The organism is Streptomyces sp. NPDC002044, assembly GCF_040296725.1.
In the GTDB taxonomy this organism is placed as follows: Bacteria; Actinomycetota; Actinomycetes; order Streptomycetales; family Streptomycetaceae; genus Streptomyces; species Streptomyces antarcticus.
This window is the reverse complement of sequence record NZ_JBEOXU010000138.1, coordinates 1-16,368: the sequence shown is the minus strand read 5'-3', so window position 1 is coordinate 16,368 and position 16,368 is coordinate 1. Positions and strand designations below refer to the sequence as shown.

12 protein-coding genes and 1 pseudogene are annotated in these 16,368 nt (G+C 73.3%); 2 read left to right on the top strand and 11 right to left on the bottom strand.

From position 1 onward, the window contains the following. The 5 genes and pseudogenes from ABT106_RS25955 to ABT106_RS25935 form a co-directional block, all read right to left on the bottom strand. Positions 1-272, bottom strand: a pseudogene (locus tag ABT106_RS25955) (hypothetical protein); the annotation flags it as partial. 59 nt (positions 273-331) lie between these two features. Next, positions 332-1,612, bottom strand: a complete 1,281-nt coding sequence (locus ABT106_RS25950; protein WP_351281770.1) for a cytochrome P450 — start codon at positions 1,610-1,612, stop codon at positions 332-334. A gap of 84 nt (positions 1,613-1,696) precedes the next feature. Further along, positions 1,697-2,212, bottom strand: a complete 516-nt coding sequence (locus ABT106_RS25945; protein WP_351281767.1) for a protein-tyrosine phosphatase family protein — start codon at positions 2,210-2,212, stop codon at positions 1,697-1,699. A 55-nt stretch (positions 2,213-2,267) separates the two neighbouring features. Next, complete coding sequence (locus tag ABT106_RS25940; RefSeq protein WP_351281765.1) at positions 2,268-3,107, bottom strand: serine hydrolase domain-containing protein; 840 nt, start codon at positions 3,105-3,107, stop codon at positions 2,268-2,270. A gap of 149 nt (positions 3,108-3,256) precedes the next feature. After that, a complete protein-coding gene (locus ABT106_RS25935) occupies positions 3,257-6,817 on the bottom strand; it encodes a S8 family serine peptidase (protein WP_351281762.1) in 3,561 nt (1,186 codons plus the stop codon). Positions 6,818-7,014: 197 nt separating this feature from the next. Between ABT106_RS25935 and ABT106_RS25930 the strand changes: the two genes are divergently transcribed. Next, entirely contained in the window at positions 7,015-8,628 is a 1,614-nt protein-coding gene (locus ABT106_RS25930; protein WP_351281760.1) for an MFS transporter, read from the top strand. A gap of 3 nt (positions 8,629-8,631) precedes the next feature. Here the strand turns inward: ABT106_RS25930 and ABT106_RS25925 are convergent, their stop codons facing one another. Beyond that, the gene (locus ABT106_RS25925) at positions 8,632-10,617 is read right to left on the bottom strand and encodes a glycosyl hydrolase family 28-related protein (protein WP_351281757.1); all 1,986 of its coding nucleotides are present in this window, start codon (positions 10,615-10,617) and stop codon (positions 8,632-8,634) included. Positions 10,618-10,903: 286 nt separating this feature from the next. Here ABT106_RS25925 and ABT106_RS25920 point away from each other — a divergent pair, with 286 nt between their 5' ends. Next, a complete protein-coding gene (locus tag ABT106_RS25920; protein ID WP_351281754.1) occupies positions 10,904-12,550 on the top strand; it encodes a GMC oxidoreductase in 1,647 nt (548 codons plus the stop codon). 61 nt (positions 12,551-12,611) lie between these two features. Here ABT106_RS25920 and ABT106_RS25915 read toward each other — a convergent pair whose 3' ends face one another. The 5 genes from ABT106_RS25915 to ABT106_RS25895 form a co-directional block, all read right to left on the bottom strand. Next, the gene (locus ABT106_RS25915) at positions 12,612-13,091 is read right to left on the bottom strand and encodes a carboxymuconolactone decarboxylase family protein (RefSeq protein WP_351281751.1); all 480 of its coding nucleotides are present in this window, start codon (positions 13,089-13,091) and stop codon (positions 12,612-12,614) included. Continuing rightward, positions 13,088-14,170, bottom strand: a complete 1,083-nt coding sequence (locus ABT106_RS25910; RefSeq protein ID WP_351281748.1) for an NAD(P)H-dependent amine dehydrogenase family protein — start codon at positions 14,168-14,170, stop codon at positions 13,088-13,090. The genes ABT106_RS25915 and ABT106_RS25910 overlap by 4 nt, the downstream gene beginning before the upstream one ends. 64 nt (positions 14,171-14,234) lie before the next feature. After that, positions 14,235-14,438 carry a DUF6126 family protein gene (locus ABT106_RS25905; protein ID WP_351281746.1) on the bottom strand — a complete coding sequence of 68 codons (204 nt, stop codon included), beginning with the start codon at positions 14,436-14,438 and terminating at the stop codon, positions 14,235-14,237. A 34-nt stretch (positions 14,439-14,472) separates the two neighbouring features. Beyond that, a complete protein-coding gene (locus ABT106_RS25900; protein ID WP_351281744.1) occupies positions 14,473-15,159 on the bottom strand; it encodes a helix-turn-helix domain-containing protein in 687 nt (228 codons plus the stop codon). Between the two features lie 104 nt (positions 15,160-15,263). Continuing rightward, positions 15,264-16,368 (bottom strand): ATP-dependent DNA ligase (locus ABT106_RS25895; protein WP_351281742.1); only part of this gene is annotated, 1,105 nt, incomplete at its 5' end.

Here is a 16,368-nt window from a genome sequence, read left to right as displayed (position 1 = left end):
GCGAGCCGGCCGGCGCCGGCTACGCCACGGCCCCGCGGGGCCCAGCCGAGTCCGCCCGGGTCGGTGAGGGTGCGCAGCAGGGTGCGCCAGGCCAGTCGGCGGCGGCCGCCCCGGGCCAGTGCGGCCGAGGACAGCCGGGCGCCGAGGGCCAGCCCGGAGGCGTGGCGGGCGGCCTCGCCCACCGCGTCGGCGGTTTCGGCGAGTTCGCGGCACAGCGTGTCGAGCAGGACGACGTCCGGGGCGGTGGACGCGGAGGTCGCGGCGTCGGGCATGGGGTCCTCTGTCGTTCGGCAGGGGGTACAGGGGGCGGGGCGGGGCACGTGGCGCTGCGTCAGCGGCGGGCCAGGGTGAGCCGGATTCCGTGCGGACCGAGCGTCTCGGGGAGGGGTCCGACGGGGTCCAGGACCGGTCTGGTGGCCTCGATCCGGTGGCTCCGCAGCACTTCGGCGCAGAGCGCGGCGGTCACCAGCAGGCCGAGCTGGTCGCCGGGGCAGCGGCCGGCGCCGTGACCGAAGGGGGCCATCCGGATGTCCTGGACGGCGCCCTGGTCCTTCCACCGGCCCGGTACGAAGGCGTGCGCGGCCGGTACGTGCTCCGGGTCGCGCTGGTGGAAGGCGGCGGGCAGCAGGACGACGGTGCCCGCCGGGTGGCGCACGCCGTGCCAGTCGGTTTCGGTGCGGGTGACACGGATCAGGTCGGGGACCACGGGGTAGAGCCGCAGGGATTCGCGGACGCAGGCCCGCAACCACGGCAGTTCACCCGGAGCGGCGGCGGCGCCTGCTTCCGTGGCGGCCCGGCGCTGCTCGGCGGGGTGCGCGCCGAGCAGCAGCAGGGTGCGCAGCAGCGTCTCCGGGAGGGTGTCCAGGGCGGCGAGCCACTGGTGTGCCCGGCCCGGGGCTCCGGGGTGGCGGGCGGCCCGGCCGAGGAGGGTGTCGCCGTCGGCCCGGCGGGCGTACTCCCGGATGCGTTCGTCGGCCTTCCCGTACAGGGAGCGGGCGGTGGCGCGGGACCTGCCGGTGCTCGTGCCGGGCTCCGTCGCGGGTCCGGGGCGGCCGCCTTCGGCGCGCAACTGCCTCAGCCAGCCGGTGAGCCGCTCGTCCTGCGCGGCCGCGTGGCCCAGGACGATCCGGCGCGCGACCCGGTCCACGGTGTGCCGGACGCGCGCGAGTTCGAGGGTGCCGGAGGCCGTCAGCTGCCGGGCCTCCTCGGCGAGGAGGGTGAGGATCGGCTCGTACGAGGGGTGTACGGGGAGCCCGGGGGCCAGGGCCTGCGTGTCGGTCCGGCGTGGTTCCGGGCGGGGTGCGCCGTGTCCGCAGCCGGCGCCGGCGGGCTCGGCGGCGTACGGGCTGCGGCACTTCTCGGGGGGCTCGGCGGCGAGGACGCTCGCGGGTTCGGCGTAGAAGCGGCCGAGGTCCCGGGGGTCGAGGAGGACGAGGACCGCACGGCCGCCCCGGGTGCGCAGCAGGAGCGGCGCGTACCCGTGGCGCGCGCGCAGCGCGTGCAGGGTGGCGGCCGAGGTGTGGACCGTGTCGGTGCGGCGGGGGCGGGAGCCGACGAGGCCGCGGACGAGGGCGCCGAGGCCACCGAGGGCGGCCTCCTGGACCGTGCGCATGCGTGTACCTCCGCGGCCGGAACGGGACGGTCGGTGACGTCGGGATCACCGTACGTCGACCGGGGAGGGCGCGCGCCCCGAGCGCTACGGGGGTGGTTCCAGCCCGGCGAGCAGGGCGGCGATGTCCAGGCCGTCGGCCAGGTAGGCGGTGAAGGTCGCGTTGTGCAGGGCGTGCGGGGACCGCCTGCTCCGGACGAGCGCGACGGCCCGGTCGGGCGGCAGGCCGCGGTCCACCAGGCACTGGGCGACGACGAGGCCGGACCGGTTGTAGCCCGAGCGGCAGCGCACGAGCGTGGTCAGACCGAGGTCGAGGGCGAGGGAGACCGCGCCGGCGAGGTGCTGGACGGCGCGCAGCTGCGCGGTGGTGAGCGGCGCGTCCGGCAGCTCCGCGACCACGTGTTCGGCACGCGGGCCGGGGCCGTGTCCGGCACGGGTGAAGAGGCTGACGACGAGGTCGAACTCGTCGGTCACGACGGCGGGACGGCGCTCGCCCGAGGGACCGGTCCAGAAGTGGCCGCCCATCCAGAGCCCCGGGGTGATCTCGTCCCACGGGGTGACTGGGTCGGGGACCCCGTGGTTCCGCTGGCGGGTCTTGCTCATGGGGCGGGACCTCCCGGGGCGCGATGGCGCAAGCGTATCCGGCCGCGGCCGCCCCTCAGCCGGCCGGCGGCGGCGCGAAGGCGGCCTCGCGGAAGGCCGCGCGGAGGGGGGTGTGGAGGGGGCTGTGGGCGCGGGCCGGGAGGAGCACCGCCCAGCGGCGGAGGCGGGGCGCGACCCAGAGGGCGGGGGCGTCGGCCGCCGGAGCGTGGTGGGCCCAGACCCCGTGGGGCGCCGGGTGCCAGAGGAGGCCGCGGGCGGGGGTGAGTTCGCCGGTGCGGATGCGGAGCGACTCGGCGGTCCATGCGGGGCTGACGCCCGGGCCGTCCGGGGCCAGGAGGTGGCACGCAAAGCGGACGAGGTCGGTGAGCGGGGCCCGGAGGGTGCCGTCGGCGAAGCGGGTGCGGGTCATGCCGAGGGGCTGCCAGACCCGGCCGGCGGCGAGTTCGGCGAGGGAGGTGCCGGCGAGGGTCTCGGCGAGCCGGGTGAGGGCGGCGGTTCCCTCGGGGTGGGTCAGCAGGTGGTGCGCGGTGGTCCCGGGGGCGGACGTCGTGTCCCCGTAGGCGGTCAGGGGGGTGTGCAGGTGGAGCGTGCCCTCGGCGACGAGGCTGCCGATGGCCGGCCACAGGGCCAGGACCGCGGCGAGCCCGCCGACGTCGAGGTCTCCGGGCTCCGCCCCGGCCGCGCCGTCACCGTCGCCCGGCGCACGTGCGGTGGGCGTGCCGTCCCCGCCTCCCCCGTCGTCCGGGGAGGCGGTGGTGTCCGCGGAGCCGCCGCGGCCCCGGCCGGCGGACGCCGCGTGGACTCCCCCGGGTCCGCCGACGGCCCAGACCGCCCCGGGGTCGGCGGACTCCACGAGTGCGCGGATGTCCTCGGCCTGGTCGCTCAGGAGCGTCATGGTCGCTCACGCTAGCGAACCGGCCCGGGCCCGCCCGTCGCGTCACGCCGGAGGCCCGGAGCCGCCACCCGAATGCCGGGCCGGGCGCCGGGGGTACGGGAGGGGGCGGGGTGCCGTCCGGCACCCCGCCCCCTGTCGGACCCGTGCGGCTAGCTCTTGTCGGGGCGGTCCGTCACCCGCAGGGAGTTCAGCAGGGGCTTGCCGAACCCGCCGTGCGTGACGAAGCGGATGTTGAGGACCCCGTCGGTGACCGTGACCGTGTATGTGCGGGTCAGGGCCGTGTAGGTGCCCGCCTCCAGCGAGATGTCGAGGGAGGGCAGGACCTGCGTACCCTCGGCCAGGACGTCGAAGACGCGCTTGTTCGGCTTGGTGGAGGAGAGCTCCGCGAAGCCCAGCTCGACCGTGTAGGTCCCGTTCGGGACGTTGTCGAAGCGGTACTCGTACATGCCCTCACGGGCGTTGCGGTACAGCTTCTGGTCGGCCGTGCCGGCGATGGTGCGGCCGGTGGCCTGGACGGAGGCGTTGCCCTGGTAGCCGTAGGAGCCGGCGGTGTACTTGCGGTCCGGGGACCAGGGGTCGCCCAGGGCGTCGGTGCCCGCGTAGTCGGAGCCCGCGTCCAGGGCGACCTGGTAGCGGGGGACGATGACCTTGACCGGGACGGTGAGGACCGGGGTGCGGCCGCTCACCGAGGTGATCCGCAGGTCGGCGGTCAGGACCGTGCCCGGGGCCAGGCCGGCGGTGTCGACGGCGAGGGTGACGGGCGCCTTGCCGCCGGTGGGAAGGTTCCCGGTGGCGGGCGTCGCCGTCAGCCAGGCCGCGTCCTCGGCCACGGAGAACGCGGTGCCGAGGCCGGGGTTGGTCAGGTCGAGGGTCCGGGTGCGCTTGCGGTCGGTCGGCAGGACGACCTCCACGGCCGGCAGGGACGCGGTCACCCGGCCCGTGCGCAGGGACTGCGTCACGGCCGTGACGTCGGCGGCCTTGACGTCGACCGCCGCGGTGACGGCCTCGTACTGGGGTGCGGAGACGGCGACGGAGGCCGGGCCCGAGGGGCTCTGGACGACGTACCCGCCGTCCGCCGCCGTGGTCGCCGACACCGTCGTGTCGCCCGCGGCGACGCTCACGGTGGCGCCCGCGATCCCGTTGCCGTCGTTGGCGTCGAGGACGCGGCCGGCCACCACGCCGCTCTTGGTGGTGCGGAAGGCGATGGAGAGGCCGTCGGTGATGACGGCGGTGTTGAAGGAGTACTTGAACGCGTCGGTCCCGGTGGCGTTCTCCACCCCGACGGTGGCCGTGGAGCCGCCCTTGATGCCGGTGCCGCCGGTGCCCTTGTAGGCGTAGGTGACGGTGCCGTCCTCGCCGATCGCGGCCGAGAAGGAGAACTTGTCGGCCTGCGCCGACCAGTGGGACACCTCGCGCCACTCGATCACGTAGCTGCGGTGCGGGGCGGTGCCGGTGACCGCGGTGAAGACGCCGGAGCCGCTGCCGGCCGCGCCGACGACCAGGTCGTCCCAGAATGGGTAGAGGGCGGCGTTGGGCGTGGCCGTGCTCGGGATGTCCCCGTTGATGTCACCGGTGTTGTTGCCGCCGAGGCTGACGGTGCCGTTGGTGCCGATCCAGGCCTGCGCGTACGTCTTTCCGTACAGCGGGAGCGGGAACGGCAGGTCGACGCGCTCGGTGGTGTTGTCACCGGTCAGGGCGAGCTGGCGGCTGCCCGGGGTGTACGGGCGCTCGCCCGAGGCGGCGCAGGCGTAGCCGTAGCCGTCGGTGCGTTCGGGCAGGCTGACCGCGACGGTCGTGTCGCCCGCGACGGTCACCTGCGCCGAGCCGCCGGTCACGCACCGGGAGGTGTGGGTGGCGTTCACGGTGTACGTGCCGTGCGGGAGGGTGACCTCGAAGCGGCCCTGCGCGTCGGTCGTCGCCGTCACCGGGGTGTCGGCGACGCTGACGGTGGCGCCCGCGGCGGGGCCGGCGGCGGCGGAGACCGTGCCGGTGAGCTTGCCGGAGGCGGCCTGGGTGAGGGTGAAGTCACCGGTGGCGGTGGCGTTCTCCGTCACCGTGGCGGTGGCGCTCTGCTGGCCGTAGCCGAACTTGGAGGCCGTCAGGGCGTAGTCGCCGACCGAGAGGGAGGCGAAGGCGTAGCTGCCGTCGGCGCCGGTGGTCGTCGTACGGTCGATCGGGCCGTCGGCGGTGACCTTCACGCCCGCGACGGGCTCGCCGCCGGAGCGGACGGTGCCGCCGAGCGCGCCGATCGCGCCGCGCGGGGCGGCGTTCACGGCGGCGAGGGCGTCGAGCTTGCCCTCGCCGAAGACGTTGTTGTCGGCGGCCGTGCCGCCGCACTGGCCGTTGTCGGTGTCCTGGGCGGTGCCGTCGAGGAGCGACTCGGTCTGCGCGATGTCCCCTTCGAGGGCGGGCGCGGCGGACCAGAGCAGGGCCACGGTGGCCGCGGTGTGCGGGGAGGCCATGGAGGTGCCGGAGAAGGCTTCGTACCCGCCGCCGGGGACGGAGGAGCGGACGTTCACGCCGGGGGCGGCGATGTTCGGCTTGACGATGCCGCCGGGGCCCGCGCCGCGCGAGGAGAACGAGGCGATGGTGTTGTTGATGTCGAAGGCGCCGGAGCTGTAGGAGCTCGCGTAGTCACCGGGTGAGCCGCTGGTGGAGCAGCCGGGGCCGGCGTTGCCGTTGCTGAAGGCCGGGAAGATCCCGGCGGCCCGCCAGGCGTCGACGATCTGCTGGTACCAGTCGTCGTGGGCCGAGCTGCCCCAGGAGTTGTTCACGATGTGCGGGGCCAGGTCGGGGCGCGGGTTCTGGCCGTTGACGTCGGTCGGGGCGACGATCCACTGGCCGGAGGCGAGCAGCGAGGCCTCGGAGCAGGAGTTCGTCTCGCAGCCCTTGGCGGCGATCCACTTGGCGCCCGGGGCCACGCCGATCTTGTTGGCGCCGCCGTCGTCGCCGACCATCGTGCCCATGGTGTGGGTGCCGTGGTCGTTGTTGTCGCAGGGGGCGGCGGTGGAGCAGACGCCGGCCGGGTCGAACCAGTTGTAGTTGTGGTCGTAGGTCCCGTCCGCGCTCTTGCCGCGGTACTGGTTGTTGACCGCCGGGTGGGTGTAGTCCACGCCGCTGTCGATGTTGGCGACGACGATGCCCTCGCCGCGCACACCGGCCTGGTCCCACACCTGGGGGGCCTTGATGCGGTCGATGTTCCACTCGACGGCGTCGGCGGCGGCCTGCTCCCGCTTGCCGTCGGCGGGTTTCGGGAGGACGACCTTGTCGTCGGCGTCGATCCGGGAGACCTCGGGACGCTGGGCGAGCGTGCCGGCGAGCTTCTCGCTGCCGACCACGCGGACGGCGTTGACGATCCAGTACGAGGTGTACTCGGCCTTGGCGCCGTCGAGGGCCTTGAGCACCTCGGCCTGGCTGCGGGCCGCGTGGGTCTTCTTGGTCCGCAGCACGGTCTCGGCCTTGGCGGCGCGGGTCTGCTGCTTTCCGGCGGCCGTCAGGTCGGCGGCGCTGTCCAGATAGACCCAGAAGACGGCCTTGGCGGACTCGTCGAGCTGGGCGCGGAGCTTCGGCTCGATCTTGCGTTCGGCCGCGCTCGGGGTGGGGCCGGGTTCCGGAGCGGCCGCGGCGACGCCCGCGCCGACGGGTAAGAGCAGGACCGCGGTGAGAGCGGCGAGTGCCGCGCGCAAGGGTCGTCTGGCGAGTTGTGCCACGTGTTGTCTCCTCGTACGCCATGTGCGGGATGTGCGGGAAAGATGTGCGTGTGACGTGCGCGGGTCATGGTGATCGAGGTGCCATGCTCATTACAAGAGGGCCTAATGAGCCGTCCTGGCCGCCGCCGGGGCGCCCCGCGTGGCTCCCCGCGGGGCGCCGGGTGGCCCTTCCCGGCCGCGCGGGCCAGCCTGAAGGCATGACAGCTCCCGCCGATCCGCCCGCCGATCCGCCCGCCGATCGACCCGTGGAACCGCCCGCCGATCGACGCGTGGAGCCCGCCGACGGTCCTCCGGCCGAACCCCCGGGGGGCTCCCACGGGCCCGCCGCGGAGCCGTCCGGCCAGGTCCCCGGCGTCCGGCTGGCGTCCGCGCGCGGCCGGTGGATCCTGCTGACCACCGTGCTCGGCTCCGCCATGGCCCTGCTGGACTCGACGGTCGTGAACGTGGCCCTGCCCGCCATCGGCGAGGACCTCGGCGCCGACCTGGCCGTATTGCAGTGGACGGTCAACGCCTACCTGCTGACCCTGGCGGGTCTGATCCTGGTCGGCGGGGCGCTCGGCGACCGCTTCGGGCGACGGCGGATCTTCGTGCTGGGCGTGGTGTGGTTCGCGGTGGCTTCCCTGTTGTGCGGGATCGCGCCGAACGCCGGGGTGCTGATCGCCGCCCGGGCCCTGCAGGGGATCGGCGGGGCCCTGCTCACCCCCGGCTCCCTCGCCCTGATCCAGGCCTCGATCCGGGCCGGCGACCGGGGCCGCGCGGTGGGCCTGTGGTCCGGACTCGGCGGGGTGGGCGCGGCCGTGGGGCCCTTCCTCGGCGGCTGGCTGGTGGACGGGCCCGGCTGGCGCTGGGTGTTCCTGCTGAACGTGCCGGTGGCCGTGCTGTGCGTCCCGGTGGCGCTGCGGCACGTACCGGAGTCGCGCGACCCGCGGGCGCACGGGCGGTTCGACGTGGCGGGCGCGGTGCTGGCCGCGGCGGCGCTCGCGCTGATGACCTACGCGCTGATCGAGGCCCGGTCCGGCAGCCCCCTGGTGCCGGCCGCGGCGGTCGGCGGGGTCCTGCTGGCCTGCGCGTTCGTCTACGTGGAACACCAGCGGGCGCACCCGATGGTGCCGCCGGAGATCTTCGCCTCGCGGCAGTTCACGGCCGTCAACCTGGTCACCCTGTGCGTGTACGCCGCGTTCGGCGGGTTCTTCTTCCTCGTCGTGCTCCAGCTCCAGGTGGTGGCCGGCTATTCGGCGCTGGCGTCCGGGGCCGCGCTGCTGCCCACCACCGTGCTGATGCTGCTGCTCTCCGCCCGGTCCGGTGAGCTCGGGGAGCGGATCGGACCGCGGATCCCGCTCACGGTGGGGCCGCTGCTGTGTGCGGCCGGAATGCTGCTGATGCTGCGGGTGGGGCCGGACCCCTCGTACGTACGGGACGTGCTGCCCGCGCTGCTGGTGATGGGCGCGGGCATGGTCACCCTGGTGGCTCCGCTGACGTCGACCGTGCTGGCCTCGGTGGACCCGGGCCGGGCCGGGCTGGCCAGCGGCATCAACAACGCCGCGGCCCGGGCGGCCGGGCTGCTCGCGGTCGCGGCGCTGCCGCTCCTGGCCGGGATGGGGCCGGAGGCGTACCGCTCGGCGGAGCAGTTCGACGCGGCCTTCGACCGGGCGATGCCGTGGTGCGCGGGCATCCTGGTGGTCGGTTCCGTGCTGGCCTGGGCGACCGTACGCAAGCCCGCGCCCGGGACGCCGTACCCGCGGCCGCAGTGCCGTACGCAGTGCGCGGTCACCGCTCCGCCGCTCGAACCCCCGGGCGCGGCGGAGCGGTGAGCCCTACCAGCGGGAGGGCGGCGGCGGGGGCACGACCGGCGGGCGGTCGTCGCAGGTGAGGGTGTTCGGCAGCTCCCAGGCGGCGAGCCAGGGGCCGGTGGTGCCGCCCCCGTCGTTGCCTCCGAGGTCGGTGAGGGCGAACTCCGATCCGGTGGCGGGAAAGTTGAAGGAACCGCAGTTGTTGACGCCCACCGCTCCGACGTCGCGGGCGTCGACGTTCTCGAACGTCGCGGAGCCGGCCGAGCGGGCGCTGACCACGGAGGTGCCGGTGCCGTCGACGCGGGTGTCCTTGAAGTGGACGGGTCCGATGCGGTGCGTGTCCTTCACCGGCCAGTCGGTGACGAGCATGATGGCGTTGTAGGTGTTGTCGAGGAAGGCGTTCCCGTCCGCCCGGATGTCGGCCTGGTCGATGCTGCGGTCCAGGGCGTAGAACCAGATCGCGCCGAGGCCGATGTTCCAGTTCAGCTCGTAGGTGCCCGCGCGGACGGTGGTGTTGTCCGCGATCCGCAGGGACCCGGTGAAGGGCTCGGCGCCGAACCGGGCGCCGATGTGCAGGGCGCTGCCCTCGCGGACGGGGTCGGCGACGAGGTTGGCGGAGAGGGTGGTGTCGGCGCCGCCGTAGACGGCGATGCCGTTGGCGAGGCTCGGGCTCTGCACGGTGTTGTGGTCGAAGGTGTTGCGGGCGTTCGCCGTCTTCTCCGCCCACATGGCCAGGCCGTCGTCGCCGGTGCCCCGGACGAAGTTGTCGCGGACCAGCGAGTCCGTGACGCCGGTGTGGAAGTTGAGGCCGTCGGCGATCTGGTCGGTGATCACGTTGCGCGTGACCCTGACGTTGCGCATGGGGCCGTCGAACCAGATGCCCACCTTGGTGTGGTGGAGGTACATGCGGTCCACGGTCGAGTCGCTCATCGCGCCGCCGATGGCGTTGACCTGGTCGGTGTCGACGCGTTCGCGGACGTCGCCCTCGACGGCGAAGCGGGAGAGGTGCACGTCGCGGCTGCCCCCGGCCGAGGCGTCCTTGCCGTAGAAGCCGACGCCCTTGCCCTTGACGGTGGTGTACCAGCTGCCGGCGCCGGTGACCGTGACCCGGTCCACGAGAACGTGGCGGTTCACCTGGAAGGTGCCGGGCGGCAGGTAGACGGGGAGCCGGTGGCGCTGGGCGAAGGCGATCGCCCGGTCGAAGGCGGCGGCGGAGTCGCGGCGGCCGGTCGGGTCGGCGCCGAAGAGGAGCACGTTGGCGGCGACCGCCTCCACGTGCGGGGCGCCGACGAGCTGGGAGTCCAGCAGGTCGATCACGGTCCACGCGGCGGCGGACGCGGCGGGGACGGTGAGGCGCACCTTCTCCCCGGCCCGGTGCGTGCGGCCGAGCAACAGGCGCTGCTCGTCGTACATGTGGTGGGGCCGGAAGGGCTTGGTGATCACCGGGGCCGGGGTGGTGGCCGCCGGGACGCAGCCGCACTCGGTGATCCACCAGTCGGGGTGCAGCAGCTCGGCCCGCGGGTCGTTGGTGAACGGGTACTGGTTGTACAGCCAGGAGTACTGCGAGGTCAGGGTCATGGTGCGGCGGTTCTTGCCGCCCACGGTGACGTCGAGCGGGGCGGTGATGCCGCCGCCGTCGGGCGCGTCGGGGAGGCTGTAGCGGACCGTGACGGCATCGGCCGCGGCGGGCAGGGTGAACTCCACGTACTGGCCGGGGCCCAGTTTCACCGCCGTGCGGCCGGAGGCTTCCGCCGGAAGCGAGTACGCCGTGCGGTCCGGGCCGATCACCGTGCCGTCGGTGGCGGCGTTCTCCGCTTCCTGCTCGGCGAAGTCCACCCGGGCACCGCGCCCTTCGACGAGCGCCGGGTCGAGGCCGGCCCGGGTGACGACGGGGGCCACGGCGCGGTCCGCGCCCGGACGGGCGAGAGCCGGGCCCGCGCCCAGCGCTCCGAGGCCGAGCGCGGACGCTGTGAGCACCGCCAGCACGGCGGCCGTTCTTCTAGGGGGCATGGCCGGGACAGTAGGGCGGCCCACAGGAAGACAGCAAGAGTCGCGCATCAAATATTCGTTCTACTGTCAAAAATTTGCAGAACGTTGTGGCGTGGTGGACCACACCCCCCTCCACACCGGCCCGGGGAGCCCCCCGCCAACCCCGGACCGGACAGGCCGGCGCGGGCCGGCCACCCCTGTGACGCGGTCGGCTGGAAGTTACGAAGTTACCAATAGGTATGTAGTGACTTCACGCGCGCGTAGCAGTAGAACTCGTTCTCATTCAGCCGAGAGTGAGGAACGTCACATGAGCGACAATGACCTGCCCAGAAAGGGCACCAACGGCTTTTCCCGGCGCGGATTTCTTGCAAGAACAGGTTCTATTCTGGGAGCTGTGGCCCTGTCTGCCCAGGTCCTCCCCGCCCACGCGGCACAGGCCTCGGCCGCCGGATCCGCCATCGACAACGGCGCCCATGTCCCGGTCCTGGTGATCGGCACCGGATACGGCGGATCCGTCGCGGCCCTGCGTCTCGCGCAGGCCGGTGTCCACGTGCACATGGTCGAGATGGGGATGGCCTGGGACACCCCCGGCAGCGACGGAAAGATTTTCGCCCACACCACGAACCCGGACTACCGCTCCTACTGGCTGCGCACGAGGACGAAGGCGCCGCTCAGCAACTTCCTCGGGTTCCCGATCGACAAGAACGTGCCCAAGTACACGGGCATCCTCGACGCCGAGGAAATGGGCGGCATCATCGTCTACCAGGGCCGCGGCGTGGGCGGCGGCTCGCTCGTCAACGGCGGCATGGCCGTCACCCCCAAGCGGCAGAACTTCAGCGCCGTACTGCCCTCGGTGAACGCCGACGAGATGTACGCCACCTACTACCCCCGCGCCAACGCCGGACTCGGGGTGGGGCTCATCGACCCGGCCTGGTTCGACACCGTCGACTGCTACCAGTACGCCCGCGTCGGCCGCAAGCACGCCCAGCGCTCGGGCTTCCCCTTCGTCTTCGTCCCGGACGTATACGACTGGGACTACATGAAGCAGGAGGCGGCCGGCACCGTCCCCAAGTCCGCGGTGAGCGGCGAGATCCTCTACGGAAACAACTACGGCAAGAAGTCGCTCCAGCAGACGTACATCGCGTCCGCCAGGGCCACCGGCAGGGTCACCATCTCGCCCCTGCACCAGGTCACCTCGGTAGCCCCCGCCCCGGGCGGCGGCTACACCGTCTCCCTCAACCAGCTGAACACCGACGGCAGCGTCTCGGCCTCCAAGAGCGTCACCGCCGGCCGGGTGTTCTTCGCGGCCGGCAGCGTCGGCACCAGCAAGCTGCTCGTCAAGCTGAAGGCCACCGGTGTCCTGCCCCACCTGAACGACGAGATCGGCAAGGGCTGGGGCGACAACGGCAACGTCATGTGCGGCCGCGCGAACCACATGTGGGACGCGACCGGCAAGGTCCAGGCCGCCATCCCCTGCGGCGGCATCGACAACTGGGACGCGGGCGGCGCCTTCGCCGAGGTGGCGCCGCTGCCGACCGGCATCGAGACGTACGCCTCCTTCTACCTGTCGATCACCAAGAACCCGCACCGCGCCGAGTTCTCCTGGAACGCGGCGGCGGGCAAGGTCGACCTCAACTGGCAGACGGCCTGGAAGCAGGCGTCCATCGACATGGCGAAGACCATCTTCGACAAGATCAACAAGAAGGAGGGGACGATCTACCGCACCGACCTCTTCGGCCTGAACAAGATCTGGGGCGACCACCTCACCTACCACCCGCTGGGCGGCGCGGTCCTGAACAAGGCCACCGACAACTACGGCCGCCTGCACGGCTACACGGGCCTGTACGTGATCGACGGCGCGCTGATCCCCGGCAACACCAGCGTCAACCCGTTCGTCACCATCACGGCGCTCGCCGAGCGGAACATCGAGAAGATCATCGCCACCGACCTGTAGCGGGCGGGACGGGCACGGCAGCCGGGGCCGGTCGGACACGCCGAACGGCCCCGGACCCATGTCAGTGGCCCGGCAGCATGCAGACGCTGTCGAGGCCGAGCACGTGGTTGAGCCGGCCGAAGGCCAGCCAGGACCCGATGCTCATCGTCAGTTCGACGATTTCGAGCTGGCTGTAGGACTCCGTCATCCGGTCCCAGAACGCGTCGTCGAGGCCGTGGTGGTCGAGGGTGTAGCGCTCGGCGTACTCGGCCGCCAGCCGGGTCCGCTCGTCGAAGCGGTCCGTGGTGCGCCACTGCGTCACCGCGTCGGAGAACTCCTCCTCGACCTTCTCCCCCTCGCGCTCGGTGCGCCAGTCCAGGCAGAAGACACACCCGTTGATCTGCGCGACGCGCAGCCGCGCGGCCTCGAACTCGCGCAGGCCCAGGGTGGTGTGCGCGTACACGGACAGGGAGAAGTTGGCCGCGGCCATGCCGATGCCGGGGACCATGTCGCCCCACACGTACTCGATCGGGTGCTGGCCTTCGGGGATGTCGATCTTCATGGCTGTTTCCTTCCGAGTTTTCCGACGGCGGGGCGCATGGGGACGTCGAGGGCGTCGTAGAGGCCCGGTTCGGCCCCGGCGAGCCAGTCGATGGCGCCGACCAGACGGCCGACGGCGGTGGCGTTGCCGCCGGCGGAGCGGTTCTCCCCCTCGTCGGTGGCCTCGATGGTGACCTCGATGCGCGGACGGCCCTCGATGACGACGCGGTGGGCGCCGTCGCCCCCGTCGGGCGGTGACGGCCAGTCCGGGGCGCACGAGGCGTGGATGCGGGTGACGTGTTCGATGACGATGCGGGGTTCGCCCTCGACGATGCCCTGCACCTCGAAGCGGACGGCGCCCTGCGTGCCGGCCTCGAAGTCGCCCATGGTCCGCGTGGTGACGGTGGTGTCCAGTGCCCGCCGTTCCAACGTCTCGCGTATCTCGTCGAGTTCGACGCCGAGCGCCCGCGCCATCATCCGCACCTGCCCGCCCCACACCATCGTGGGGATCGAGGGCAGGAGCATCATGGGCTCGTAGTCCATGGGCCGGCCCATGCCGATGAGGTGGCGCACGGAGTCCGGCTGGTCGTAGGTGGAGTAGTCGAAGATCTCCTGGCAGCGGATGACGTCGACGGTGGTGCCGAGTCCGCTGAGCAGCAGCGGGAGCACGTCGTTGCCCCAGCCGGGGTCGACGCCGGACGCGAAGAGGGAGCCGCCGCCCTCGGCGATCGCCGCGAGCACCGGGTCCCGGAACTCGGGCGGGGCGCTGCGGTGGTCGTAGAGCGGGTAGAGCGCGGGGCTGACGACGACGGCGCCGGAGCGGACCGCCCGGGTGATGTCGGCCAGCGCGTCGTCGGGGCGGACGTCCCCGGAGGCAGCGTAGACGACGGCCCGGGGACCGGCGGCGAGGACGGTCTCGATGTCGTCGGTGGCCGTGACCCCCAACAGGCGGTCGAGTTGGCCGAGTTCGCCCGCGTCACGGCCGACCTTGGCTGGATTGTGGACGATGACGGCGGTGAGTTTCAGTGCTGGATGGGCCTCGACGGCGCGGATGGCCAAACGGCCGACGTTGCCGGTACCCCAGACAACCGTGGAAATCATGCGCGGAGGGTAGCGACAGGACCTGCAGGTTCCTAGAGCCGTGAGCGGATAGTTGGCCCCGCGGTCACTGGTTCTCGGCCCCCAGGACGAAGAGGAGGTAGACGAAGAAGGCGAAGAGGTGGCCGACGAACAAGTAGGCGATGAGCCGGATCACCAGACCGCGCGGGAACTTCGACTCGATGCGGGACCGGACGCCCGTCGGCGCGGGCACCTCCACGGCGCCCGGGGACACCCCGGCGGGCTGCGCGGCCTCTGACACGTGCGGCATGTTCTCTCCCTGGGACACGGTTACGGCTCCTCGGCTATCGGTCGTGCGTGCTCGCGCCGCCGAGACAGAGCCCGGCGAGGCTGCTCTGCAGCAGGGTGTGGACGAACAGCAGGTCGGACCCGTCCGGGCCGGCCGCGGCGATGCGGTGCGGGGTGAGCGAGTCGAAGTGCGCGCTGTCCCCCGGTTCGAGCAGGTGCTCGGCCTCGCCCAGGTGCAGCCGCAGCCGCCCCGTCAGGACGTACAGCCACTCCTCGCCGGGATGGACGCGGACCAGGTCGGCCCGGCCGTGGGCGTACGGGACGTGCACGCGCAGCGCCTGCATCCCGCGCCCGGAGCCGCCCGCCTGCCAGTACGTCCACCCGTCGGCCTCGCGGGCCCCCGGTGCGCCGGCCCGTACGATGGGGTCGGCGCCGGCGGGGGTCTCGCCGAGCAGTTCGGAGACGGTCGTGCCGTAGGTACGGGCGAGGCCGAGCAGGAGCGGCAGCGAGGGCTGGCGCCGGCCGGTCTCCAGGCGGGACAGGTGGGCGGGCGAGAGCCGGGCCCGGGCGGCGGCGGCTTCGAGGGTGAGCCCGGCGCGGCGGCGCAGCTCGCGCAGTTGCGGGGCCACGGTGGGAAGCTCGCCGGGGCCGGCTGCCTCGGCCGGGCCGGAGCCGATTGCGTCAGCCGGGCCGGAGCCGATTGCGTCAGCCGGGCCGGAGCCGGGTGCGGGGCCGGATGTCATGGATCGATTGAGCCAGAATCTTGCCTTTCTGGCAATCCAACTTACCTCTGAGGCAAATCGTCGCGGGCCGCCCCGTCAGCGCGCCCCCGGAAGCCGCCCCGGCGTCACCCCGCCGTGCCCTGCCCCAGCACCGTCTCCACCGTATCGGCCTGCTCCGCGGTCTTGTCCGGTCGGTGCCTCAGCACTCGTGCGAAGCGCAGCGCGACCCCGGCCGGATAGCGCGGCGAGCGCTGGAGGCCGTCGTAGGCGATCTCCACCACCAGCTCCGGCCGCACCCGGACCGTGAACCCGTCGTCCGATACGGCCAGCTCTCCCAGCGCGGCGGTCTGCCAGCGCAGCATCTCGTCGGTGAGCCCCTTGAAGGTCTTGCCGAGCATGGCGTACCCGCCGTCGTCGGCCCGCGCCGCCAGGTGCAGGTTCGACAGCAGGCCGGTGCGCCGTCCGTGGCCCCACTCGGCGGCGAGCACCACCAGGTCCAGGGTGTGCACCGGTTTCACCTTCAGCCAGTTCCGGCCGCGCCGGCCCGCGGCGTAGGCGGAATCGAGGCCCTTGACCATCACCCCCTCGTGACCCCGGATCAGGGTCTCCCGCCAGAACTCCTCGGCCTCGGCCGCCTGCGCCGCGGGGTCGTCGACGACGAGGCGCCGGACCCGCGCGGTCTCGGGCACCAGGGCGGCCAGGGCCGCGTGCCGCTCCCGCACCGGCAGGTCGAGCAGGACCTCGTCCCCGGAGGCGAGGACGTCGAAGAAGCGGGCCTCCAGCGGGAGCGTCCGGCGGGCAGCCGCCACGTCGGTACGGGAGCCCACGCGGCTCGCCACCTCCTGGAAGGGGACCGGGCGCCCGTCCGGGGCCCGGCCGATGACCTCGCCGTCCAGGATGAACCGCTCCCCCGGCAGCGACCGGGCCAGCTCGGCCACCTCCGGGAGCCGCCCGGTGATCTCGTCCAGGGAGCGCGTGTACACCCGTACGCCGTCGCCGTCCCGGTGGACCTGTACCCGTACGCCGTCGAGCTTCTCCTCCACCGCGCAGGGGCCCAGCGCCTCCAGGGCGGCGGCCACCGACGCGGCGGTCCCCGCCAGCATCGGCTGGACGGGCCGCCCGACGCGGAGGGTGAAGCCGCCGAGCGCCGCCGCGCCCCCGGCCAGGACCGCCGCGGCCACCCGGGGCCGACGACCGAATGACCGAAGCCCTGGGCGCGTTTCACGGGGC

What these genes read in the sequence shown, in the direction of transcription:
- ABT106_RS25950 (WP_351281770.1), bottom strand. Translation starts at nt 1,612, where the DNA reads ATGCGCACGGTCCAGGAGGCCGCCCTCGGTGGCCTCGGCGCCCTCGTC.
- ABT106_RS25945 (WP_351281767.1), bottom strand. Translation starts at nt 2,212, where the DNA reads ATGAGCAAGACCCGCCAGCGGAACCACGGGGTCCCCGACCCAGTCACC.
- ABT106_RS25940 (WP_351281765.1), bottom strand. Translation starts at nt 3,107, where the DNA reads ATGACGCTCCTGAGCGACCAGGCCGAGGACATCCGCGCACTCGTGGAG.
- ABT106_RS25930 (WP_351281760.1), top strand. Translation starts at nt 7,015, where the DNA reads ATGACAGCTCCCGCCGATCCGCCCGCCGATCCGCCCGCCGATCGACCC.
- ABT106_RS25925 (WP_351281757.1), bottom strand. Translation starts at nt 10,617, where the DNA reads ATGCCCCCTAGAAGAACGGCCGCCGTGCTGGCGGTGCTCACAGCGTCC.
- ABT106_RS25920 (WP_351281754.1), top strand. Translation starts at nt 10,904, where the DNA reads ATGAGCGACAATGACCTGCCCAGAAAGGGCACCAACGGCTTTTCCCGG.
- ABT106_RS25915 (WP_351281751.1), bottom strand. Translation starts at nt 13,091, where the DNA reads ATGAAGATCGACATCCCCGAAGGCCAGCACCCGATCGAGTACGTGTGG.
- ABT106_RS25910 (WP_351281748.1), bottom strand. Translation starts at nt 14,170, where the DNA reads ATGATTTCCACGGTTGTCTGGGGTACCGGCAACGTCGGCCGTTTGGCC.
- ABT106_RS25905 (WP_351281746.1), bottom strand. Translation starts at nt 14,438, where the DNA reads ATGCCGCACGTGTCAGAGGCCGCGCAGCCCGCCGGGGTGTCCCCGGGC.
- ABT106_RS25900 (WP_351281744.1), bottom strand. Translation starts at nt 15,159, where the DNA reads ATGACATCCGGCCCCGCACCCGGCTCCGGCCCGGCTGACGCAATCGGC.